Raw genomic sequence first — 22107 nt, 5'->3', positions numbered from 1 at the left:
GGTTGGAGCGTAGCATATCAACACCATCCGTTCTACAATAGTTACCTATATTATACAACATTAACGCGGTGTCGTCTTAAACAAAATTAACATAAAATAGGCTGTCGAGACTTTCTCGACAGCCTGAGGATGATAATCTCAATGAGATTATCATCCTTTTTTTATGCATTTTTAGATGGCCACCTGCTTCTAAGGTTGACAGAGAGAATGGGGTTTGCCACACTCTAAGTGTGTAATCTTTTTTATGGATGTCCAAGTATACGAGCGAGGTGATGAAGATATGGAGATCAGACAATTACAGCGTGAGGAATTTGAAGCGGCTATTGAATTATCTCAATATGCTTTTCAGTTTACAATGTCCCTAGAGGATCTGGAAAAGGCCAAGAAGAAATTCAAACCAGAACAAACATGGGGAATATTCGACGGACATGACTTAAATGCTAAACTGACTTTGTTACCGCTTCAGGTATACATAAATGGTCAGGTTTTTGATATGGGGGGCATTGCTGGTGTGGCGACGTGGCCAGAAAAGCGTCGCGGAGGCATGGTATCACGTTTATTGACGCATGCACTTGAAGAGATGAAGTCTGCGGGACAAAGTCTTTCTTTTTTGCATCCATTCTCCTTTGCCTTCTACCGTAAATTTGGATGGGAAACGTATACAGAGTACAAAAAATACGTCATTCCCATTGATAAATTCCCTGCAAAACTTAAAACAGAAGGTACAGTCAAACGCGATATCAAGGATATTTCAGAACTGGACCAAGTGTATCAAGCGTATGCATCTCGTTATAATGGCACGCTGGTACGAGATAAGGAATGGTGGCAAGAGCGGATTTTAAGTGAGAACTATCGAACTGCGGTATATTACTCAGAAACAGGCGATCCGCAAGGATATGCACTATACAAAATTGAAGATAAACAGTTGAATTGTGATGAGTTGGTATATGAAAATGAGACGGCTCGTCGGGCTTTATGGACTTATTTTGCAAATCATGACTCAATGATAACCCAAGGTAAATTTATTTACGTTCCAGCAGATGACAATTTGCCATTTTTACTTGATGATCCTCGAATTCAACAGGAAACTGTGCCTTATTTTATGGGGCGTATTGTGGATGCAGCTGCTTTTGTAGAAAGATTCCCTTTTGAGCAGATTGGAGAGGAAACAAGTTTAACCTTAAATCTGACTGATCGGTATGCTCCATGGAATGAAGGAGTATGGAGATTAACGATTACGACGAAAGGGCAAGGGTGTCTGGAGAGAGTGAACAAAAGCATTTCATCTAAAAATGCCATAGTAGTTGACTTGAAACTTGGGATTCAGTCACTGACGACTCTGATGCTTGGCTACCAGCAGGTTGATGATCTGTGTAAATGGGGGCGTATTGAAGGTAGCAGTGAGTATGTGTCTGCCCTTAAACGCGTAATACCAGTAAATCAAACGTTTTTATTGGATTTTTTCTGATAAAGGCCTATTTAGATCTTTTAAGCTCATCTTTCAGAGAATATAACTTGTGTGGTTATCATTATTTTCAACTCTTTCTGTAATGGGAAGAGTTTTTTTATGGTATTGTATAAAACATAATTAGATTGCGAAAAATGGTATTGACCCCTTGGCAAAAATGAATAATGTGCTATAATGTGAATATAGTCAAAGAAAGTCAAAGTCAATCAAACCTAGTGTGATTCTGTAGAAGTATTATGCTGATGGATTGGCCGTATGAAGTAATTTCGATAGTAAAGAAGCAAACGAGAATTGAAATGATTTGCGTATAGTTAGGAGCTGACTCTTATGAACATAAGAGAAGTGTATGATTAATCGCAAATAAAGGCCACACTAGAGACAAGACGGTACATTTCAATGGATGTAGAACAGGCAATAGCCTCAATACAGCTTAGATTCGTGACTTTACCGTTTGGTTAAGTTCAATATACGGCGGACTCTGTGGAGCGTGAAATGTACTTGAATACTTGCGTTTCCGTTAGTGGAGGATGATGAAATGCGCAATGTTTCCGATATTATTGAACAATATTTGAAGAGTATATTGCTGGAAAGTCCCCAAGGTTTGGTGGAGATTCAGCGCAATGATCTGGCTGACCGCTTTTCCTGCGTTCCGTCGCAAATTAATTATGTAATTAGCACCCGGTTTACGCTGGAAAAAGGCTATGTGGTGGAAAGTAAACGCGGTGGTGGGGGCTACATTCGTATTCAGCGAATTCAGCTACCCGCACAGCATGCCATCCATACACATCTTCATCAGAGCATCGGGGAGGAAATTAGCCAATCAGCAGCAGAAGGACTGATTTATCAGTTAGAGGAAGCCCATTTTTTAAGCAAAAGGGAAGCTAATCTAATGAAGGCTGCTTTATCGAGAGATACATTATTACTGAAGCTTCCCTATCGTGATCAACTGCGAGCAAGATTGCTTAAGGCTATGCTGATCTCGTTGCTGGCGACCAAATAGTGTGTGAATAGAGACTAATGTTTGGATGTAGGGTGGGTATTAAATCCTGACATTGAAGGAGGTGCTTTTATGCTGTGCCAAGAATGTAATATGCGGCCGGCAACTTTGCATTTCACCAAAATTGTGAATGGCGAAAAGACAGAGTTTCATATTTGTGAGACGTGTGCGAAGGAAAAAGGGGAGATGATCCCTGGAACACCTAACGGCTTTTCAATTCATAGCTTGCTGTCGGGGATGTTGGATTTTGACTCCAGTACAAAGAGCCAGTCTCCAGGCCACAGTGGTCCGCAGAACCTGCAATGCAAGGATTGTGGCATGACCTATGCACAGTTTAGTAAGCTGGGACGTTTCGGATGCCCGTCGTGCTATCAATATTTTGATAATCGTCTGGACCCTCTGTTCAAGCGTGTGCATGGCAGTACGAATCATGTTGGTAAAGTTCCGGTTCGCACTGGTGGCCGACTGAAGGTTAAACGGCAAATTGACGATTTGAAAAAAGAGATGCAACAGCACATTGTACAGGAAGAGTTTGAATCAGCTGCTGAGCTTAGGGATCAAATCAGAGAGCTTGAAAAAGAAATGACTGAAGAGTAAAGTTTGTGAAGAGTAGGAGGGATGCGTAATGCCCAATATTCGGTTTACGGAGAAGCCGCTAAGTGACTGGATGCGTGGTGATGCTGCGGATTCGGAGATTGTCATTAGCAGCCGGGTAAGAATTGCGCGTAACTTGCAGCATCTGCCTTTTCCCATGCTTGCTACCAATCAGCAGTCGGCAGAAGCACTTCAGCGCTTGACGGATATCCTTCAGTATGATGATTTAGGCGGTTTTGGTACTTTTCATACGTTGAAAATATCCGAGTTGGATGAGATCGACAAGCAGGTGCTGGTTGAGAAGCATTTGATTAGTCCTAATTTGGCGAACGAATCTCGTAACGGTGCTGTCTTAATTAGCGATGATGAATCGGTTAGTGTTATGATAAACGAAGAGGATCATCTGCGTATCCAGTGCTTATATCCGGGATGTCAGGTTAGAGAAGCTTGGGAACGCGCTATGGTTATTGATGATGCATTTGAAGCGCATGTTGATTATGCATTTGATGATCGGAGAGGTTTTCTAACCAGTTGTCCAACGAATGTCGGCACAGGTATGAGAGCTTCGGTGATGATGCATTTGCCCGCATTAGTCATGACTCATCAAATCAATCGTATATTGTCTGCTGTTTCACAGGTAGGTCTTACAGTTCGCGGCATTTACGGTGAAGGCAGCGAAGCGGTCGGAAATTTGTTTCAGGTGTCTAATCAGATTACACTGGGACAAACCGAAGCGGAGATTATTGAGAATCTACATGGCGTGGTGCTACAAATTATTGAGCACGAGCGTTCTGCCAGAGAAAGGCTAATGAATGAATCTATGCTGCGAATTACAGATCGGGTGATGCGTTCATTCGGTATTTTGTCGTATGCAGCAGTATTGGATTCCAAGGAGGCTGCACAGCGGCTGTCTGATGTACGTCTTGGCGTAGATTTGGGAATTTTGGAGCGTCCTTCCACCGCAGCGATGAATGAGCTGAATGTGATGACACAACCCGGGTTCCTGCAAAAAAGCTTTGGGGATAAAATGAATACCGAAGAGCGCGATATGTACCGGGCGAAGCTGATCCGGCAAAAATTAGGCACAACCCTTTAATATATAAAATGATCTGAAATACACACTGTGGAGGTGCAGGATATATGATGTTTGGAAGATTTACGGAACGTGCACAGAAAGTGCTTGCTTTGGCTCAGGAAGAAGCAGTTCGATTGGGACACAACAACATTGGTACAGAGCACATTTTGCTAGGCCTCATTCGTGAAGGTGAAGGAATAGCAGCGAAAGCCTTAATCGGTTTGGGCCTGGGACTGGAAAAAATCCAGGATGAAGTGGAAACGTTGATTGGACGCGGTCAAGAGCAACCGACGAACATTGCCTATACTCCACGTGCCAAAAAAGTCATCGAACTGTCTATGGATGAAGCCCGCAAACTGGGCCATACCTATGTAGGTACAGAACATATTTTGCTGGGTCTTATTCGTGAAGGCGAAGGCGTAGCAGCACGGGTACTGAATAACCTGGGCATCAGTCTGAACAAAGCGCGTCAGCAAGTGCTTCAATTGCTCGGCAGCAGCGAGGCTGTTTCCAGCCATCACGGTGCTCCAGCTAATGTCAGCACGCCAACCCTGGACAGTCTGGCACGCGATCTGACGGCATCTGCGAAGGAAAACAACCTGGACCCTGTTATTGGGCGTAGCAAGGAAATTGAACGCGTAATTCAGGTGCTCAGCCGCCGTACAAAGAACAATCCGGTTCTGATTGGTGAGCCTGGGGTAGGTAAAACGGCGATTGCCGAAGGATTGGCTCAAAAAATCATAGCGAATGAGATTCCCGAAACGTTGCGCGACAAGCGCGTAATGACACTGGATATGGGCTCTGTGGTAGCAGGCACCAAGTATCGTGGCGAATTCGAGGATCGTTTGAAAAAGATTATGGACGAGATTCGTCAAGCGGGTAATATCGTGTTGTTCATTGACGAGCTGCATACGCTGATTGGTGCTGGTGGAGCGGAAGGCGCAATTGATGCGTCCAACATCCTGAAACCTGCTCTGGCACGTGGCGAGCTGCAATGCATCGGTGCGACCACGCTGGATGAATACCGCAAATATATTGAGAAAGATGCTGCTTTGGAGCGTCGCTTTCAACCCATTACAGTGGATCAACCTTCTCCAGAAGAGGCGATTCAAATTCTGTATGGTCTGCGTGACCGTTACGAAGCGCATCACCGTGTAAAGATCACAGATGAAGCTATTGAAGCGGCCGTAAAATTGTCAGATCGTTATATCACCGACCGCTTCCTTCCAGATAAGGCTATTGATCTTATTGATGAAGCGGGCTCCAAAGTAAGGCTGAATTCTTACACTGTACCGCCAAACCTGAAACAGCTGGAAAACCGTCTGGAAGATATCCGGAAGGAAAAGGATTCAGCGGTACAAAGTCAGGAGTTTGAAAAAGCGGCAGCCCTGCGCGATACAGAGCAAAAAATCCGCGAAGAGCTAGACGTGACGAAAAACCAATGGAAAGAACAACAGGGGCGTACAGATTCTGAAGTTACCCCAGAGGATATCGCTCAAGTCGTTGCAATCTGGACAGGTGTTCCAGTCAGCAAGCTGAAAGAGGAAGAAACACACCGCTTGTTGAATATGGAAGAGTTGCTGCATGAGCGGGTAATTGGACAGGACGAAGCAGTTAAGGCAGTAAGCCGGGCGATTCGCCGGGCACGTGCCGGACTGAAAGATCCGAAGCGTCCAATTGGGTCCTTTATTTTCCTCGGTCCAACTGGGGTTGGCAAAACAGAGTTGGCACGCGCCTTGGCTGAATCCATGTTTGGAGATGAAAATGCGGTTATCCGTATTGATATGTCTGAATATATGGAGAAACACTCAACGTCTCGTCTGGTAGGAGCGCCTCCAGGGTACGTTGGATATGAGGAAGGCGGTCAACTGACCGAGAAGGTACGTCGTAAGCCTTACTCTGTTGTATTGCTGGATGAAATTGAAAAAGCACACCCAGAAGTATTCAATATTCTTCTGCAAGTACTGGAAGATGGTCGTCTGACAGATTCCAAAGGTCGTGTCGTTGATTTCCGTAATACACTCATCATCCTAACATCAAATGTTGGTGCACAGGCGATTAAACGTAACTCCACGCTTGGTTTTACAGCTGTAGTGGACGCTGGAGCGGATTACGATAATATGAAGGGCAAAGTGATGGATGAATTGAAGAAAAGTTTCCGTCCTGAGTTCTTGAACCGGATTGATGAAATTATCGTTTTCCATTCTCTCGAAGAAAAACATATTGCTGAAATTGTGTCACTCATGTCTGAGGAGCTGCGTAAGCGCCTGAATGAGTATGAAGTGGACTTCGAGTTGACAGACAATGCTAAAAAATTCCTTGCCAAGGAAGGCTTTGATCCAGCGTATGGTGCGCGTCCATTGCGTCGTGCAATCCAGAAGCATATTGAAGATCGCCTGTCCGAGGAACTATTGACTGGCAACATCACTAAAGGTGACTCTCTTTTCATTGATGAGGAGAACGGTGCATTGACTGTAACGAAAAAGGATAATGTATCTGCCAAGTCCTAAGGCAGTTTACTAAATAAATAGTAGAAAAGGGTGTCTCGCAGGCTGGAAAGCTATTGCGAAGACACCCTTTTTGTGTATAAAACACGGTGAAAAGGTTGGGTAAATGCTTTGGGAAAGTTTGTGATATTGCTTTACGTCCGCCAAGCTTCAATGGTAAACTTTTATTGTTACAGCTCTTTCTGGGCTGTATGAACATAAATTTGACATCATCGTCGTCAATAAGGAGCCAAGGAACAAAGTATGGCTAAAGTGAAAACTAAGTTTTCCTGTACGGAATGTGGATATGAATCGCCCAAATGGTACGGAAAATGTCCTGGATGCCAGGCATGGAATTCCATGGTCGAAGAAACGGAAAGCGTTGTAAAAACTCAAGGAATGGGGTCTTCCCTTCTTACTCATAGCACAAAAGACAAGCCACTCCCTATTATAGAGGTGGAGAGTGGCAAAGAAACACGAATTTTGACGGGGATTGGCGAATTGAATCGAGTACTCGGTGGAGGTGTGGTGCCGGGTTCACTCGTTTTGGTGGGCGGTGATCCGGGAATCGGTAAATCTACGCTTATGCTGCAAACATCTAATGAGCTGGCTTTAACTGGTTTAAAGGTGCTGTACGTGTCTGGTGAGGAATCTGTCCGTCAAACGAAACTACGTGCAGATCGACTCGGTGCCTTGTCCCCCAGCCTATACGTATTATGTGAGACGAATTTGGAGACGATTGAAGAAGCGGTGGACAGCTTGAAGCCGGAGTTTTTGGTCATCGACTCGATACAGACTGTATATTTGCCTGAGGTGACGAGTGCACCAGGTAGTGTGGCTCAGGTGCGGGAATGTACTTCACGCTTTATGCGAATTGCCAAGGGGCTAGGTATTGCTACGGTACTGGTAGGGCATGTGACCAAGGAAGGTGCCATTGCAGGTCCGCGTTTGTTGGAACATATGGTTGATTGTGTGCTTTATTTTGAAGGAGAGCGTCATCATACGTATCGGCTTTTGCGTGCAGTTAAAAATCGTTTTGGTTCTACAAATGAAATTGGTATTTTTGAAATGGCTGAAAGCGGTTTGCGTGAGGTATCCAATCCTTCCGAGTTGTTTCTGTCTGAACGCCCACTAGGGGTGGCGGGTTCTACTGTTGTAGCCAGTATGGAAGGAACCCGGCCTGTATTGGTTGAACTGCAAGCATTGATTGCAGCTACGCATTTTCCATCTCCACGCCGGATGGGCACAGGAGTCGATCATCATCGAATGGGATTAATCATAGCCGTGCTAGAAAAGCGGATGGGCATGTTTTTGCAAAACCAGGACGCTTATCTCAACGTAGCCGGAGGTGTAAAGTTGGATGAACCGGCGGTAGATTTGGCTATAGCTGTGAGTATTGCTTCCAGCTTTAGAGATGCTCCTACAAAGCCGTATGATGTGATTTTTGGCGAGGTGGGACTGACAGGTGAGGTGCGCGCGGTATCCCGAGCAGAACAGCGAGTACGAGAAGCGGAGAAACTAGGTTTCAAACGGGTGATCATGCCGGAGAAAAGCTTGAAGGGTTGGACACATCCGAAAGGGATACAAATTATAGGAGTAGGAACGGTGGCAGATGCACTAGCAGCCGCATTAGATTAGGGGGCATTGAGAATGAAAGAAGCGAGCCAACTGGATAAAATGAACGATTTGCTGCGGCTTGTGGCACCGGGAACTCCCTTTCGCGACGGGTTGGAAAACGTTTTGCGTGCCAAAACGGGTGCTCTTCTGGTCGTTGGCTATAGCCCAGAAGTTATGGAAGTCGTGGATGGCGGTTTCTCCATCAATTGTGATTTTTCACCGAACTATTTATATGAGTTGGCTAAAATGGACGGCGCAATCATATTAAGCGAGGATTTAAAACGAATTTTATATGCCAATACGCAACTGATTCCGGACTCCTCCATTTCTTCAATTGAAACAGGAATTCGGCACCGGACAGCAGAACGAGTTGCAAAGCAGACTGGCAAATTAGTTGTGTCTATTTCCCAGCGGCGTAATATTATTACCTTGTATCAGGGGACATTACGGTATGCGCTCAAGGAAATCGGGGTTATTTTAACGAAAGCCAATCAGGCTATTCAGACGTTAGAAAAATATAGATCTGTGTTGGGGCAAGCCTCTACGAATTTGACAGCATCTGAATTTGAAGAGCTGGTTACCATGCCGGAGGTCGTTAATGTCATCCAACGGATCGAAATGGTGCTGCGCATCAAAATGGAGATCAAACGATTTATTAACGAGCTCGGAAATGAGGGCCGTCTAATTAGTATGCAGATGGAAGAGCTTGTCAGCAATATTGAGGAAGAAGCATGGTTGTTGTATAAGGATTATGCCAAAGACGATAGCGACGAAAAGATTCGTGAAATTATATTGGGACTCAAACGTTCTACGGACGACGAATTGTTGGATGTGAATCATATTGTACGTTTACTAGGCTACCCTTCTTCAGCTGCGACATCAGAGGAGTATATTGCTGCACGCGGCTATCGGGTACTGAACAAGATACCGCGTTTACCGAATGTGATTATTCATAATCTGGTAGAGCGGTTTGGACGTTTTCCACATGTCATCACAGCAACGATAGAAGAACTGGATGAAGTGGATGGTATTGGAGAGGTTCGTGCGCGTACGATTAAAGAAGGTCTTAAACGTTTGCAGGAACAAGTTTTCATTGACAGGCAAATGTAAATGTAATACAGTGAAAGGATTATAATGGAACAATTCATACATTGAGGTGAAGAGATGATTACCAAATCAATTCCGAACTTGTGTACCTTAGGTAACTTGTTTCTCGGAATGATCGCCATTTTATTGGCTGTAGACGGAAAATACAGTCTTGCCGCTATTATGGTTATTGTCGCCATGTTGTTGGACGGACTGGATGGAAGAATGGCCCGGGTCCTGAATGCCCAAAGCGAATTCGGTAAAGAACTGGACTCCTTATCAGATATGATATCTTTTGGTGTTGCTCCCGCAGTTATTATGTACATGGTTGCTTTTCATGATGCGAATTCGGCTCTCGCTTGGACGGTTACTGCCATTTTCCCGATGTGCGGAGCGTTGCGTTTGGCTCGATTTAACGTACGTCCTGGTGTACCAGGTTATTTTACGGGTCTACCAATTCCGGCAGCAGGTGGCGTATTAGCCACTTTGTCCTTATTCCATAACGATATTTCTTTGTTATACATGTCGATTGCCATGTTGCTGGTCTCTTATTTGATGGTCAGCTCCATGAAATATCCAAATTTTAAAAAGGTTGGCCTCCCGAAAAAAGCAATTTGGGTGGCTCCATGGGTCGTAATTGCAGCGGTGGTGTTGGCTGTTAAATTCCCTGACCAGCTGTCGAAGCTGATTTTTGTGCCACTGGTGCTGTATGCATTGTATGGTATGAGGCTGAACATTCGTAAACTATCACGCAGACGTGGGCGTGATCGGGATCGTTCCAGTCAGGAAGAACAGGACGATCAATATCGTCATTCACAGCGGTAGTATCAAGCAAGTATAAGCATTTATTTCCTTGAATTATTTCAAGGAGATAAATGCTTTTTTTATGCATAAAAAGTGAAAACACAGGGTTAGTTATGTGGGAAATGGATCATACTGGTAAGAGAAATGCTATGTATCCAATAAATAGCAGACTAATGAAAAGAAAATAAAGGAGGTATAGAGATTCAATGTGGAGAAAGGCTATTTTAACTTTTACAGGATTGTGCGGAGCATGGTTTGGCTATACGTTATACCAGCGGGTAGGGGGCATTGTATCGTGGATGCCAGAATGGTTGAGTGATGGGTCTTTACCGGGAATGGTTGTTTGGATGATGGCGGGAGCAGTGTTATTTATGGCCGGGTGCTCATTCGCAGGAGCATCCGTGGCGAACCGGTTGCAACAGGGCATTGAAGGCTTGGTACGAATTCCGATGAACGAGATGATGGCAGGTGTGATTGGTTTAGCGGTGGGATTGATACTTTCCTTAGCAGTCTATCCGCTTTTTTCATGGTTGGGGGCCCCGGGTCAACTTATCCAGACGGCTGTTACCGTGATATGTGGATATGTGGGATTAATGGTTGGACTAGAAAAGCGGGACGAGCTGTCATCCTTTTGGAGTTCTGGCTTTTTTGGTCGGGGAACGGGTGCAGAAGAACGCAAGCTGGAGGAACATAAAATTTTGGACACCAGCGTCATTATAGATGGGCGTATTGCAGATATCTGCAAGACAGGTTTTATTGAAGGAACGATTGTGATTCCTGAATTTGTGTTAGAGGAGCTTCAGCATATTGCAGATTCATCAGATTTACTTAAGCGTAATCGTGGACGACGGGGCCTGGATATTTTGAATAAAATCCAAAAAGAGCTGGATGTGAATGTGCTCATTTACGAAGGTGATTTTGAGGAAATTTCAGAGGTTGACAGTAAGTTGGTCAAGCTGGCAAAGGTGTTACAGGGTAAAGTTGTAACTAACGATTTTAACCTGAATAAAGTATGCGAACTGCAAGGTGTATCAGTGCTGAATATTAACGATTTGGCGAATGCAGTGAAGCCTGTCGTACTACCCGGTGAGGAAATTATGGTGCAGATTATTAAAGACGGCAAGGAGCATGGGCAGGGTGTAGCCTATCTGGATGATGGTACGATGATTGTTGTGGAAGGCGGACGTGACTATATTGGCTCTCTTATGGAGGTGCTGGTCACGAGTGTACTTCAGACCTCTGCCGGACGTATGATCTTTGCCAAACCGAAATTATTGGAAAAAGCTCAATAAACGCGGTATGATGAAGTAGATGTGTTATCATACGGATCGTCCAAGTGCGATCAGGGCAGGAGTTATTTGAATGAACAATCGGGTAGGAGTTGTCATTGTGGCAGCAGGGCGCGGCTCCCGTATGGGGACGCAGGAGAGCAAGCAATTTCTGCTTTTGCGGGACAAGCCCATCTTCATACATACACTTGAAATATTCGCAGCTATGCCCGAAGTGGATGAAATGGTGATGGTGACTGGGACAGCAGATGTGGAACGCTGCCGAGATTGGATTCATCAATACAAAATCGGTAAAAATGTACGGGTGGTAGCTGGTGGCAGTGAACGCCAGCATTCGGTCTATCGCGGTCTGCGCCACTTACAAGCGGATTGGGTGATGGTGCATGATGGTGTGCGTCCACTCATTCAACCTGAGCTTGTACGTTCATGCCTTGAGGCAGCCCAGCGTACTGGTGCTTCTGTAGCGGCAGTACCTGTAAAGGATACGGTCAAGCAAGTGAACGGGGATGGTATCATTACAGCAACGCCGGATCGCCGAAGTCTGTGGAGTATTCAAACGCCACAGACTTTTCGTCTTTCCGATCTGCTGCGAGCCTATGAGGAAGCGGAGCAGTCGAGATTCTTGGGAACAGATGATTCTATGCTGATAGAGCGGCTAGGCATTCCGGTTACTGTCGTTCAAGGCAGCTACAAGAACATCAAAATTACTACACCGGAGGATTTGGATATGGCGGCGCTATGGGTGAAAACAGAGGGAGAGGATATCAAATGATCAGAGTGGGACAGGGATTTGACGTCCACCAGCTGGTGGAAGGAAGGCCATGCATCATCGGAGGTGTGAATATTCCGTATGAAAAAGGTTTATTGGGCCATTCCGATGCAGACGTACTGCTGCATGCCATTAGCGATGCTATCCTGGGCGCGCTTGGCTTGGGAGACATCGGGAAGCATTTTCCGGATAATGACCCAGAATTTAAGGATGCTGACAGTCTTAAGCTACTGGAGCATGTGTGGGGGCTAGCTAAAGAGCGAGGATATCGCTTGGGGAATATCGATTCTACGATTATCGCACAAAAGCCCAAAATGGCATCGTATATTCCGCAGATGAATGAAGTCATCGCTCGGGCGCTGGAAGCAGAGGAGCTATCCCAGGTGAACGTCAAGGCGACCACGACAGAGCAACTCGGGTTTCCCGGCCGGGGTGAAGGAATCGCGGCTCAATCGGTTGTCTGTCTTATCAAGTAAATGCTATCATCTTGAGTAATTCAATTTGGAGGAGATTATATGAGCACGGAAGTTCGTGTACGTTATGCACCAAGCCCTACAGGGCATCTGCACATTGGAAATGCCAGAACGGCATTATTTAATTATTTGTTTGCCCGCAATCAAGGTGGGAAATTTATTATTCGAATCGAAGACACAGATGTGAAGCGCAATATTGAGGGCGGAGAAGAAAGCCAACTTAAATATTTGAAATGGTTGGGTATGGACTGGGATGAGAGCGTAGACGTGGGAGGAGAGTTTGGACCTTATCGTCAGACTGAACGCTTGGACATATATAAAACATACTGGCAGGATTTGCTGGATCGTGGTTTGGCTTACCGCTGTTACTGCACTGAAGAAGAGCTGGAGCGCGAGCGTGAAGAGCAGACGGCACGTGGGGAGACACCGCGCTATTCTGGAAAACATCGTGATCTAACAGAAGAACAGTGCCAGGCATTTGAAGCAGAGGGCCGTGTACCAAGTATTCGTTTTCGTGTACCGGAAGATCGTGAATATACGTTTGACGATATCGTTAAAGGACAAATTACGTTCAATTCCAAGGAAAGCGGCGATTTTGTTATCGTCAAAAAAGACGGTATTCCGACATATAACTTCGCTGTAGCAGTTGACGATTATTTGATGAAAATATCGCATGTACTACGGGGCGAAGACCATGTTTCCAATACACCGCGGCAGTTGATGATCTTTGAAGCTCTCGGGTGGGAACCGCCACGCTTCGGTCATATGACGCTGATTGTAGGTGAGGATCACAAAAAGCTCAGTAAACGTAACGAATCCATTATTCAGTTTATGGAGCAGTATGACAAGTTGGGCTATTTGCCAGAAGCTATATTCAACTTCATCGCACTGCTGGGTTGGTCCCCAGAAGGCGAAGAAGAGATCTATGATCGGGAACAACTGATTTCGATTTTCGATCCTAATCGTTTGTCCAAAAGTCCAGCTGTGTTTGATACAAATAAGCTTGCTTATTTGAACAATCACTATATTAAAAAGGCTGATCCTGAGCGAATTGCCAGCATGGCGATTCCACATCTCCAGACAGCGGGGCTGTTGCCTACTGAGCTGTCTGCGGAACAACTGGATTGGGCTAAGGCCCTTGTTCGCTTATACCAGGAACAGATGACATCTGCGTCCGATATTGTAACGTTGTCTGAGTTGTTTTTCCGTTCACATCTGGAACTGGATGCTGAAGCAGCAGCTGTATTGGCCGAAGAGCAGGTTCCTGAGGTACTTAGAGCTTTTGCAGGTAAAGTTGAAACGAGTGAGGAATTTACAGCTCCACAAATGGCTAAGCTGATCAAAGAAGTTCAAAAGGAAACCGGTTTTAAGGGGAAACAATTATTCATGCCGATTCGTGTGGCTCTTACAGGCCAAACGCATGGACGGGATCTGAATGAAACTATCTTTTTGCTTGGACGTGACAAGGTACTGGATCGTCTCAAGGCACAAATTAAAGGCTGATATTTCTTGTCAATTTGTTGTCTTTTCGCTATAATGACTCCATTGATACGGATTGATATTTACGTGTAAAGGCTGCGAACAGGAGAAGTACACTGCATAAGGGCATCTGCCAGAGAGGACGGTCGAGGGGAAACCCCAGGCTGAGAGCCGTCCAGTTGACCTGCGGAGGAAATGCGCCTGGGAGCCGTGCGCCCGAACCCTCATTAGCATCAAATGCTGATGTGACAAGGGCGTGCCGATTCGTTCCCGTTACAGGACGCCAAAGACGGATTATCTGCTTTTTATGCAGCAGATATGTTCGAAAGCAGAGTGGGACCACGTTCATGCGTCTCTGCAGCTTAGGCTGCGGAGGCGCTTTTTCTTTTTTATCAGACTCAGACTCGTTATAGATAGAAAAATGTCGAAGAGTGCTGGTGGATGCGAAAATTGGCGGAACGTGAAGTGTTGTGATGATGCGGCAAGGATATGAAGGGAATAGGAGGGCGACATGTTCAGACATTTCAAATCCGACATTCAGACTGTTTTGGATAATGATCCGGCCGCCCGGAGTAAGCTGGAGGTCATTTTTACGTATTCCGGTGTTCATGCCCTTTGGGCACACCGAATCGCACATTGGTTTTATTTGCGAAACTGGTGTACTCTAGCCCGTGTTATATCCCAGGTATCAAGGTTTATGACAGGCATTGAAATTCATCCTGGCGCTCGTATCGGAGATCGGCTGTTCATTGACCATGGCATGGGAGTTGTCATCGGGGAAACCTGTGAGATTGGCGACGATGTCGTATTGTATCAGGGGGTCACACTCGGCGGGACTGGGAAAGAGAAAGGTAAGCGCCATCCGACCATTGGGAATAATGTTGTTATCGGCTCTGGTGCGAAGATATTAGGCTCTTTCACGATTGGGGCACAATCCAACATTGGCTCTAACTCGGTTGTGCTCAAAGAAGTTCCACCAAACAGTACGGTGGTGGGCATCCCGGGGCGAGTTGTCAGACAGGATGGTAGGCGTCCAGACCGACTTAGTCATCAGTTGCCTGATCCGGTTGTGGATTCTATGCGAGAGCTTCAACGGGAAATAGAACGTTTGCGTGCAGAAATGTCTGATTTGAAGGATGGGCCAACCGCTCAGAAACATCAGGTGGCCCAAGAGAATAAATTAGAAAAATGATTTTCATGAGGGAGGAACATAACAATGCCGCTTCAAATTTATAATACAATGACGAGGAGTCGGGAGCCCTTTGTGCCACTGGAGCCTGGAAAGGTTAAAATGTATGTATGCGGACCTACCGTGTATGATTACATTCATATTGGTAATGCACGGCCTGTAATTGTATTTGACGTGGTGCGCAGCTACCTGGAGTATTTGGGCTATGATGTAAACTATGTGGTGAACTTTACAGATGTTGATGATAAACTAATCCGCAAAGCTAGGGAACTTGACATGAATGTTTCGGCAGTTGCTGAGAAATTTATTGCCGCCTACCATGAGGATCTGGCAGGATTGAATGTTCCTGCTGCCAGTATGAACCCTCGTGTAACAGAGAGCATGGATCTGATTATTGATTTTATTAAGGAATTGGTAGACAAAGACTATGCCTATGAGAATGATGGCGACGTGTTCTATCGGACCAAAAAGTTCAAAGATTACGGACAACTGTCAGGTCAAAATCTGGAAGAGCTTCAGTTCGGAATTCGTATCAATGTGGATGAACGCAAGGAAAATGCCGAGGACTTTGTACTCTGGAAGGCAGCGAAGCCGGGCGAAATTCATTGGTCGAGCCCTTGGGGAAATGGACGACCAGGCTGGCATATCGAATGCTCTGCTATGGCTCGCCATTATTTGGGGGATACACTGGATATTCATGGGGGCGGACAGGATCTGCAATTTCCGCATCATGAATGTGAATGCGCACAATCCGAAGTGATTACAGGTAAGCCATTATCTCGCTACTGGATGCATAACGGATATATTCGCATAGATAATGAAAAAATGTCGAAATCACTCGGTAATGGTATTTTGGTTAAAGATTTGCGCGCTCATCACAAGCCTGAGGCTATACGTTATTTTATGTTGTCGACGCATTACCGAAATCCGTTAAACTACAACCAAGAGACTATGAGTCAGGCGGAGAACAGTGTCGAACGGATCGCCAATGCAGTTGCCAATGTGAAGCATCGTTTAGCTAATGCGCTGAAAGGTAATGAGGGAGTATCGACGGAACTGCAAACGAAGCTCGACGGAATTTTGCAGCAGTTTGGCGAAAAAATGAATGATGATTTCAACACACCTGATGCGATTACTGCTGTATTCGATTGGGTTAGCGAAGCAAACCATTTGTTGCAACGAGATGTCGTACATCAGGCAGAATTACAAGCTGTATTGCATACCTTTCATTCGATGAATAACGTGCTTCGCATTTATTCGGAGCCGAGTGAAGAGTTGCTGGATGACGAAATTGAGCAGTTAATTGCTGAACGTGTCGAAGCTCGTAAGACCAAAAATTGGGGTAGAGCTGACGAAATTCGCGATCTGTTGGCTGCAAAAGGCATTGTGCTTGAAGATACGACGCAGGGGATGCGGTGGCGGCGAAAATGAATGAAAAGCCACTGAACTCAGGAGCATCGGAAGGTACGGGGAACTGGTTCCCGTACCCTGCGTCCAAGCCAGCACGTTTGATGCCCCCCATTGCACTAGCTTACATTGGTGATGCAGTGTACGAGGTAGCTGTCCGGCAATATTTGTTGGCACAGCCTAACCTGCGTCCAAATCATCTGCATCGGCGAGCCACAGGGCTAGTCTCCGCCAAGGCGCAGAGTCGCATGTTGGGGCTATTGGAAAATGTACTGACGGAAGAAGAACGCGATATTGTCCGACAAGGAAGAAATGCTAAATCAGGAAGTTTGCCCAAAAATGCTGATGTGCTTGAGTATCGGCACGCCACTGCACTGGAGGGGTTGATTGGATCTCTTTATTGTGATGGACATTTGGACAGATTAAGAGAGTTGATTACGTACGGAATTGCACAAATGGAAAATACAGGAAAATCATAAATGGGAATGGACTGGATGGAACAAGTATCAGCCGTTTCCCGGGAGGAAGCTAGAGATGGAAGAAGAATGGATTGCCGGTAAGCATTCGGTAACGGAGGCATTGCGTTCAGGCAGAACAATAAATAAAATTTGGATTGCGGATAATGCGCAAAAACATTTGACACTGCCGATTACAGCTGAGGCGAAAAAAGCAGGAATTATTGTTTTGCAGGTGGACAAGCGTAAGCTGGATCAAATGGTTCCGGGCATTCAACATCAGGGAGTGGTCGCGCAAGCTGCGCCTTTTGCCTATGTTGAAGTGGAAGAATTGCTCGCAACTGCTCGTGATAAGGGAGAAGAGCCGTTTTTGATTTTGCTGGATGAGATTGAAGACCCTCATAATTTGGGCTCCATCCTTCGTACAGCGGACTGTACTGGAGCGCATGGTGTTATTGTGCCGAAAAGGCGTTCTGCAGCTGTAACTGTAACGGTGTCCAAAACATCGGCAGGTGCTGTGGAGTACGTTCCGGTGGCGCGTGTAAACAATCTGGGACAAACCATTGATCGTCTTAAAGAAGAAGGTGTATGGGTAGTTGGCACGGATGTTACAGCGACAGACCCTGTCTTTGGGAATGGAGTATTCACGGGACCAGTAGCCATTGTCATTGGTAACGAAAATAAAGGTATGGGCCGTTTGATTCGTGAGAAATGCGATGTACTCGTCAAGCTGCCAATGGCGGGGCAAATTAATTCCCTTAATGCTTCTGTAGCTGCAGGTGTTGTCATGTACGAAGTATTGCGCGGACGACAGGCACGGGGCTAACGATATGGCTGACACGCGGGATGTTCTGCTTGTGGACGGTTACAACATGATTGGAGCCTGGCCCGAACTTTCCGCACTGGTACAATCTGGTATGCAGGAAGCGAGGGACAGACTTCTTGAACGACTGGCGGATCATCAGGCGTATTCCGGCAGAAGAGTCATCGTCGTATTTGATGCTTACAGGGTGCCAGGATTAGGTAAAACTTTTGCTCAGAGCAAAGTCCAGATTTATTTTACCAGAGAAAAAGAAACTGCTGATGAGTGCATCGAGCGATTGGTTCGGGAGCTGAGCAGTAAAAGAAGAAGTATTTACGTAGCGACAAGCGATCAGGTAGAGCAACATGTCGCATTTGGGCAAGGTGCACTTAGGGTGTCGGCGCGAGAATTACTGATCGAGATTGAGGAATCCGAAAGAGAAGTGCAGAAGCGAATCCAGCAGGATAGTGCTAAATTGTCCCGTAACTCGCTAGATGCCAAACTGAGCCCGGAGCTTCGAAAGTTGTTTGAACGATGGAGAAGAGAATAAACCAATAATTGGACGCCACTCCATTTTGAAACCATTGACAATTTTGTTAGCGCTCTTCTTTTTTAGGTTGTTGTGGTTGACGGTATCAGGTTACATCGCGTATACTTGTCGTATATTTGAGAGAGTAACGGGTACCTTGCGTTGCAGCCGGAGGGATTGTTAGTGAGTGTGGACCTCAAGGATATCATGTTGTCAAAGTTTGATTACAAAAATGATGAAGACATTGTCGGAGCAGTCCATGAAGGTGATGGGGAAGCGCTGGAGTTTCTGATCAACAAATACCGGAACTTTGTGCGGGCCAAGGCCAGATCCTACTTCCTGATTGGTGCTGATCGCGAGGATATTATTCAGGAGGGCATGATTGGTCTCTACAAATCCATTCGTGATTTTAAAGGAGACAAGCTTGCTTCGTTCAAGGCTTTCGCCGAGTTGTGCATTACACGACAGATTATTACGGCAATTAAGACGGCTACACGACAAAAGCACATTCCTCTGAACTCTTACGTGTCTCTGGACAAGCCCATCTATGATGAAGAGTCAGACCGGACGTTGCTCGATGTGATTTGCGGAACACAAGTAAGTGACCCTGAAGAGCTGATCATCAATCAGGAAGAATTTGTGGGCCTTGAGGACAAGATGTCCGAGATTCTGAGCGAACTGGAACGCAAGGTACTTATGTTGTATCTGGACGGACGTTCGTATCAGGAGATTGCAGAGGATCTTGACCGCCATGTGAAATCCATTGATAACGCGCTGCAACGGGTCAAGCGTAAACTTGAAAAGTATCTGGAAGTAAGAGATAGTTGAAAGTAGAGGCTGACAGGGAAAAAGGCTCGAGTCCGAGTCTTTTTTTATTCGTTATAGGTAGGCTATGCAGGTTTATAAGTGTTACAAATGATTTATACTAAAAAAGACGAATAATAGATATCGCCTTGATTTTTGAAGCGGCTTTTCAGAGAACAGTTTAAAAGGATGCACAGATGTTAAAATGCACCACAGTCGGGACTGCGAATTGTATGCAAACATTCGTTGACATGGAAAACCCCGTGTGATAAAGTGTTTTAGGTAGGCCTAAATTCGCGGTTTTTTTTAGGATCAATTATGAGACTTCCGGTGTTGGATGTCTTCGGGAGGTGCACATCATGCGGGTAATTATTACTTTGGCTTGTACAACATGCAAACAAAGAAATTACACAACGACGAAAAACAAGCGTAATCACCCCGACCGCATGGAGATGAAGAAATTCTGTAAGTCCTGTAACGAACAGACTTCTCATCGGGAAACCAGATAGTTTTTGGAGGTGTAGTCGGCGTGAAACGCAGTTTCAAGTCTCTGTTTTCCTTTTTCTCTGAAAGCTGGGCTGAACTCAAGAAGGTTCGCTGGCCCAATCGTAAAGAACTGACCAACTATACGCTGATTGTCATAGGGACAATTGCGTTCGTCACGATTTATTTTTGGGTTCTCGACATCGGCATTTCCGCTGTGATCGAAGCGATTATCTAGGAAGGGTTCCAGGTGGCTTGATATGGAAAAAAGATGGTACGTCGTTCATACCTATTCAGGGTATGAGAACAAAGTCAAAGCCAATTTGGAAAAACGCGTTGAGTCCATGGGCATGGAAGACAAGATATTCCGTGTTCTTGTTCCTATGGAAGAAGAACTGGTAACCAAGGACGGTAAGAAAAAAACCGTTATGCGTAAAGTCTACCCTGGTTATGTCTTAGTCGAAATGGTCCAAACCGACGACTCTTGGTATGTTGTACGCAACACACCAGGTGTTACGGGATTTGTAGGGTCAACAGGCTCGGGTTCCAAACCGACGCCATTGCTTCCAGAAGAAGTTGAACAGATTCTGAAGCATATGGGCATGGTAGAGCCGAAACCGAAGATTGAATTCGATGTTAAGGAATCCGTGCGAATTAAAGTTGGTCCTTTTGCGAATTTTGTGGGCTCCGTGGAAGAAATTTTGGTTGAGAAGAGCAAGCTTAAAGTTCACGTCAACATGTTTGGACGGGAAACCCCGCTTGAGTTGGATTATACTCAAGTGGAGAAAATATAGATTTTTCTTACAGGTTTCTTGTGGGAGGATCGATAGGTCCGTCTACCACTATTGAGTCAAGGAGGTGTCATCCATGGCAAAAAAGGTAATTAAAATGGTAAAACTGCAGATTCCTGCAGGGAAAGCTAATCCAGCGCCTCCAGTAGGTCCAGCTTTGGGTCAAGCAGGTGTCAACATCATGGCATTCTGTAAAGAGTTCAATGCTCGTACTGCTGATCAAGCAGGCCTGATTATTCCGGTTGAAATTTCGGTATTTGAGGATCGTTCTTTTACGTTCATCACCAAAACTCCACCGGCTGCTGTTCTGTTGAAAGTTGCTGCTAAAATCGAAAAAGGTTCCGGTGAACCGAATAAAACGAAAGTTGCAACTGTAAATCGCGCTGCTGTTCGTCAAATTGCAGAGCAAAAAATGCCTGACCTTAACGCAGCTTCCGTAGAATCGGCAATGCGTATGGTTGAAGGTACTGCTCGCAGCATGGGTATCACCATCGTAGATTAATTTTATTAATCTACGTGTGCCGGCAGTTTGACTGTCCGGCAAGTGTGGGAGGAATATCCGCTAATACCACATAAGGAGGAAAACATTATGGCTAAACATGGTAAGAAGTACCTGGAAGCTGCTAAGCTGATTGACAGCGAAGCAACTTACGAGCCTTTAGAAGCCGTTGAACTGGTGAAAAAGGCTGCGACTGCTAAATTCGACGAAACCGTTGAAGCTGCAGTTCGTCTGGGCGTAGATTCCCGTAAACAAGACCAGGCTGTTCGTGGTGTTGTTGTCCTGCCGCATGGTACGGGTAAAACACAACGCGTTCTGGTATTTGCAAAAGGTGACAAAGTGAAAGAAGCGGAAGCTGCTGGCGCTGATTTTGTTGGCGATCAAGATATGATCAACAAAATCCAACAAGGCTGGTTTGAATTCGACGTCTGCGTTGCGACACCTGATATGATGAGTGAGGTTGGTAAACTGGGTCGTTTGCTCGGTGGTAAAGGTTTGATGCCTAACCCTAAAGCAGGCACAGTTACTTTCGACGTTGCCAAGGCTGTTCAAGAAATTAAAGCCGGTAAAATCGAATACCGTCTCGACAAAGCCGGTCAAATTCATGCGCCAATCGGCAAAGCTTCCTTCAGTGCTGAACAGCTGAACGAGAACCTTAAAGCCTTGGTTGAAGCCTTGAACCGTGCGAAGCCAGCGGCTGCTAAAGGTGTATACCTGAAAAACATCGCTATTTCTTCGACTATGGGACCAAGTGCACGTGTGAACGCATCTGTTTACAGATAATATTTTGATTGACATGTTCAATCAAAATTGTTATTCTATAAAAGTTGTGAGTCCTTGTGACTGACCATTAAAGTTGAATATGCTTACCGTAGACAGTAGGTGCCTTAGGGCTTAATTTCCTACCGAGGTGTTATGATAGAACGTTTCATGTGACGGGCTTGTCCCGTCCATGTAGATTTATCAAGCCTTCGTACTCTACGGAGGCTTTTTTCATGCTTATGAAAGCAA

The 22107-nt window shown here is 45.5% G+C and carries 23 protein-coding genes and 1 other annotated feature; all 23 genes read left to right on the top strand.

Going from position 1 to position 22107, the window contains the following annotated elements:
• Nucleotides 1–280 precede the first annotated feature (280 nt).
• The 23 genes from ACWA2B_RS26095 to rplA all read left to right on the top strand — a co-directional run bounded on the left by ACWA2B_RS26095 (nt 281) and on the right by rplA (nt 21879).
• The gene (locus ACWA2B_RS26095) at nt 281–1468 is read left to right on the top strand and encodes a GNAT family N-acetyltransferase (protein ID WP_029514507.1); all 1188 of its coding nucleotides are present in this window, start codon (nt 281–283) and stop codon (nt 1466–1468) included.
• Between the two features lie 535 nt (nt 1469–2003).
• The gene (locus ACWA2B_RS26090) at nt 2004–2468 is read left to right on the top strand and encodes a CtsR family transcriptional regulator (RefSeq protein ID WP_013312188.1); all 465 of its coding nucleotides are present in this window, start codon (nt 2004–2006) and stop codon (nt 2466–2468) included.
• A gap of 69 nt (nt 2469–2537) precedes the next feature.
• The gene (locus ACWA2B_RS26085) at nt 2538–3062 is read left to right on the top strand and encodes a UvrB/UvrC motif-containing protein (protein ID WP_029514506.1); all 525 of its coding nucleotides are present in this window, start codon (nt 2538–2540) and stop codon (nt 3060–3062) included.
• A gap of 28 nt (nt 3063–3090) precedes the next feature.
• Nucleotides 3091–4155 (top strand): protein arginine kinase, encoded by a 1065-nt coding sequence (locus ACWA2B_RS26080; RefSeq protein WP_029514505.1) that lies wholly within the window; start codon nt 3091–3093, stop codon nt 4153–4155.
• 44 nt (nt 4156–4199) lie between these two features.
• Nucleotides 4200–6644 carry an ATP-dependent protease ATP-binding subunit ClpC gene (clpC, locus tag ACWA2B_RS26075; protein ID WP_023990572.1) on the top strand — a complete coding sequence of 815 codons (2445 nt, stop codon included), beginning with the start codon at nt 4200–4202 and terminating at the stop codon, nt 6642–6644.
• Nucleotides 6645–6884: 240 nt separating this feature from the next.
• On the top strand, nt 6885–8258 hold the full coding sequence (gene radA, locus ACWA2B_RS26070; RefSeq protein ID WP_013312184.1) for a DNA repair protein RadA: 1374 nt from the start codon (nt 6885–6887) through the stop codon (nt 8256–8258).
• 12 nt (nt 8259–8270) lie between these two features.
• On the top strand, nt 8271–9347 hold the full coding sequence (gene disA, locus ACWA2B_RS26065; RefSeq protein WP_013312183.1) for a DNA integrity scanning diadenylate cyclase DisA: 1077 nt from the start codon (nt 8271–8273) through the stop codon (nt 9345–9347).
• A 54-nt stretch (nt 9348–9401) separates the two neighbouring features.
• Nucleotides 9402–10148 (top strand): CDP-diacylglycerol--serine O-phosphatidyltransferase, encoded by a 747-nt coding sequence (gene pssA, locus ACWA2B_RS26060; protein WP_029514503.1) that lies wholly within the window; start codon nt 9402–9404, stop codon nt 10146–10148.
• A gap of 185 nt (nt 10149–10333) precedes the next feature.
• Complete coding sequence (locus ACWA2B_RS26055) at nt 10334–11419, top strand: PIN/TRAM domain-containing protein (protein WP_029514502.1); 1086 nt, start codon at nt 10334–10336, stop codon at nt 11417–11419.
• 70 nt (nt 11420–11489) lie between these two features.
• Nucleotides 11490–12188: a 2-C-methyl-D-erythritol 4-phosphate cytidylyltransferase gene (gene ispD, locus ACWA2B_RS26050; RefSeq protein ID WP_029514501.1), complete on the top strand. Its 699-nt coding sequence runs from the start codon at nt 11490–11492 to the stop codon at nt 12186–12188.
• Entirely contained in the window at nt 12185–12661 is a 477-nt protein-coding gene (gene ispF / locus ACWA2B_RS26045) for a 2-C-methyl-D-erythritol 2,4-cyclodiphosphate synthase (protein ID WP_025723806.1), read from the top strand. Before ispD ends, ispF begins: the two co-directional genes overlap by 4 nt.
• A gap of 39 nt (nt 12662–12700) precedes the next feature.
• Nucleotides 12701–14161: a glutamate--tRNA ligase gene (gltX, locus tag ACWA2B_RS26040; protein WP_029514500.1), complete on the top strand. Its 1461-nt coding sequence runs from the start codon at nt 12701–12703 to the stop codon at nt 14159–14161.
• A 487-nt stretch (nt 14162–14648) separates the two neighbouring features.
• Nucleotides 14649–15329, top strand: coding sequence for a serine O-acetyltransferase (gene cysE / locus ACWA2B_RS26035; protein WP_039274948.1), 681 nt, complete (start codon nt 14649–14651; stop codon nt 15327–15329).
• A 24-nt stretch (nt 15330–15353) separates the two neighbouring features.
• Nucleotides 15354–16757, top strand: a complete 1404-nt coding sequence (cysS, locus tag ACWA2B_RS26030; RefSeq protein ID WP_209950197.1) for a cysteine--tRNA ligase — start codon at nt 15354–15356, stop codon at nt 16755–16757.
• Nucleotides 16754–17212 carry a Mini-ribonuclease 3 gene (locus ACWA2B_RS26025; protein ID WP_449292799.1) on the top strand — a complete coding sequence of 153 codons (459 nt, stop codon included), beginning with the start codon at nt 16754–16756 and terminating at the stop codon, nt 17210–17212. The genes cysS and ACWA2B_RS26025 overlap by 4 nt, the downstream gene beginning before the upstream one ends.
• 55 nt (nt 17213–17267) lie before the next feature.
• Entirely contained in the window at nt 17268–18014 is a 747-nt protein-coding gene (gene rlmB / locus ACWA2B_RS26020; RefSeq protein ID WP_013312173.1) for a 23S rRNA (guanosine(2251)-2'-O)-methyltransferase RlmB, read from the top strand.
• 4 nt (nt 18015–18018) lie between these two features.
• Entirely contained in the window at nt 18019–18540 is a 522-nt protein-coding gene (locus ACWA2B_RS26015) for an NYN domain-containing protein (protein ID WP_007432599.1), read from the top strand.
• Nucleotides 18541–18702: 162 nt separating this feature from the next.
• The gene (sigH, locus tag ACWA2B_RS26010; protein WP_016324748.1) at nt 18703–19347 is read left to right on the top strand and encodes an RNA polymerase sporulation sigma factor SigH; all 645 of its coding nucleotides are present in this window, start codon (nt 18703–18705) and stop codon (nt 19345–19347) included.
• A 335-nt stretch (nt 19348–19682) separates the two neighbouring features.
• Nucleotides 19683–19832, top strand: a complete 150-nt coding sequence (rpmG, locus tag ACWA2B_RS26005; RefSeq protein ID WP_023990562.1) for a 50S ribosomal protein L33 — start codon at nt 19683–19685, stop codon at nt 19830–19832.
• A gap of 20 nt (nt 19833–19852) precedes the next feature.
• Nucleotides 19853–20044, top strand: coding sequence for a preprotein translocase subunit SecE (gene secE / locus ACWA2B_RS26000; RefSeq protein WP_013312170.1), 192 nt, complete (start codon nt 19853–19855; stop codon nt 20042–20044).
• A 22-nt stretch (nt 20045–20066) separates the two neighbouring features.
• Nucleotides 20067–20600 (top strand): transcription termination/antitermination protein NusG, encoded by a 534-nt coding sequence (gene nusG / locus ACWA2B_RS25995; protein ID WP_007432596.1) that lies wholly within the window; start codon nt 20067–20069, stop codon nt 20598–20600.
• A 73-nt stretch (nt 20601–20673) separates the two neighbouring features.
• Nucleotides 20674–21099, top strand: a complete 426-nt coding sequence (gene rplK, locus ACWA2B_RS25990) for a 50S ribosomal protein L11 (protein WP_007432595.1) — start codon at nt 20674–20676, stop codon at nt 21097–21099.
• An 87-nt stretch (nt 21100–21186) separates the two neighbouring features.
• Complete coding sequence (gene rplA / locus ACWA2B_RS25985; protein WP_013312169.1) at nt 21187–21879, top strand: 50S ribosomal protein L1; 693 nt, start codon at nt 21187–21189, stop codon at nt 21877–21879.
• Between the two features lie 68 nt (nt 21880–21947).
• Nucleotides 21948–22099, top strand: a sequence feature (ribosomal protein L10 leader region).
• The last annotated feature ends 8 nt before the right edge of the window (nt 22100–22107 follow it).

The sequence above is a fragment of the Paenibacillus sp. CMM36 genome (assembly GCF_053570945.1).
Note: the sequence above shows the minus strand (reverse complement) of the source record. Positions and strands in the feature narration are given on the sequence as shown.

Bases quoted from the DNA above. Each gene is read 5' to 3' on its own strand.
- ACWA2B_RS26095 (WP_029514507.1), top strand. From the start codon at position 281: ATGGAGATCAGACAATTACAGCGTGAGGAATTTGAAGCGGCTATTGAA.
- ACWA2B_RS26090 (WP_013312188.1), top strand. From the start codon at position 2,004: ATGCGCAATGTTTCCGATATTATTGAACAATATTTGAAGAGTATATTG.
- ACWA2B_RS26085 (WP_029514506.1), top strand. From the start codon at position 2,538: ATGCTGTGCCAAGAATGTAATATGCGGCCGGCAACTTTGCATTTCACC.
- ACWA2B_RS26080 (WP_029514505.1), top strand. From the start codon at position 3,091: ATGCCCAATATTCGGTTTACGGAGAAGCCGCTAAGTGACTGGATGCGT.
- clpC (WP_023990572.1), top strand. From the start codon at position 4,200: ATGATGTTTGGAAGATTTACGGAACGTGCACAGAAAGTGCTTGCTTTG.
- radA (WP_013312184.1), top strand. From the start codon at position 6,885: ATGGCTAAAGTGAAAACTAAGTTTTCCTGTACGGAATGTGGATATGAA.
- disA (WP_013312183.1), top strand. From the start codon at position 8,271: ATGAAAGAAGCGAGCCAACTGGATAAAATGAACGATTTGCTGCGGCTT.
- pssA (WP_029514503.1), top strand. From the start codon at position 9,402: ATGATTACCAAATCAATTCCGAACTTGTGTACCTTAGGTAACTTGTTT.
- ACWA2B_RS26055 (WP_029514502.1), top strand. From the start codon at position 10,334: ATGTGGAGAAAGGCTATTTTAACTTTTACAGGATTGTGCGGAGCATGG.
- ispD (WP_029514501.1), top strand. From the start codon at position 11,490: ATGAACAATCGGGTAGGAGTTGTCATTGTGGCAGCAGGGCGCGGCTCC.
- ispF (WP_025723806.1), top strand. From the start codon at position 12,185: ATGATCAGAGTGGGACAGGGATTTGACGTCCACCAGCTGGTGGAAGGA.
- gltX (WP_029514500.1), top strand. From the start codon at position 12,701: ATGAGCACGGAAGTTCGTGTACGTTATGCACCAAGCCCTACAGGGCAT.
- cysE (WP_039274948.1), top strand. From the start codon at position 14,649: ATGTTCAGACATTTCAAATCCGACATTCAGACTGTTTTGGATAATGAT.
- cysS (WP_209950197.1), top strand. From the start codon at position 15,354: ATGCCGCTTCAAATTTATAATACAATGACGAGGAGTCGGGAGCCCTTT.
- ACWA2B_RS26025 (WP_449292799.1), top strand. From the start codon at position 16,754: ATGAATGAAAAGCCACTGAACTCAGGAGCATCGGAAGGTACGGGGAAC.
- rlmB (WP_013312173.1), top strand. From the start codon at position 17,268: ATGGAAGAAGAATGGATTGCCGGTAAGCATTCGGTAACGGAGGCATTG.
- ACWA2B_RS26015 (WP_007432599.1), top strand. From the start codon at position 18,019: ATGGCTGACACGCGGGATGTTCTGCTTGTGGACGGTTACAACATGATT.
- rpmG (WP_023990562.1), top strand. From the start codon at position 19,683: ATGCGGGTAATTATTACTTTGGCTTGTACAACATGCAAACAAAGAAAT.
- nusG (WP_007432596.1), top strand. From the start codon at position 20,067: ATGGAAAAAAGATGGTACGTCGTTCATACCTATTCAGGGTATGAGAAC.
- rplK (WP_007432595.1), top strand. From the start codon at position 20,674: ATGGCAAAAAAGGTAATTAAAATGGTAAAACTGCAGATTCCTGCAGGG.
- rplA (WP_013312169.1), top strand. From the start codon at position 21,187: ATGGCTAAACATGGTAAGAAGTACCTGGAAGCTGCTAAGCTGATTGAC.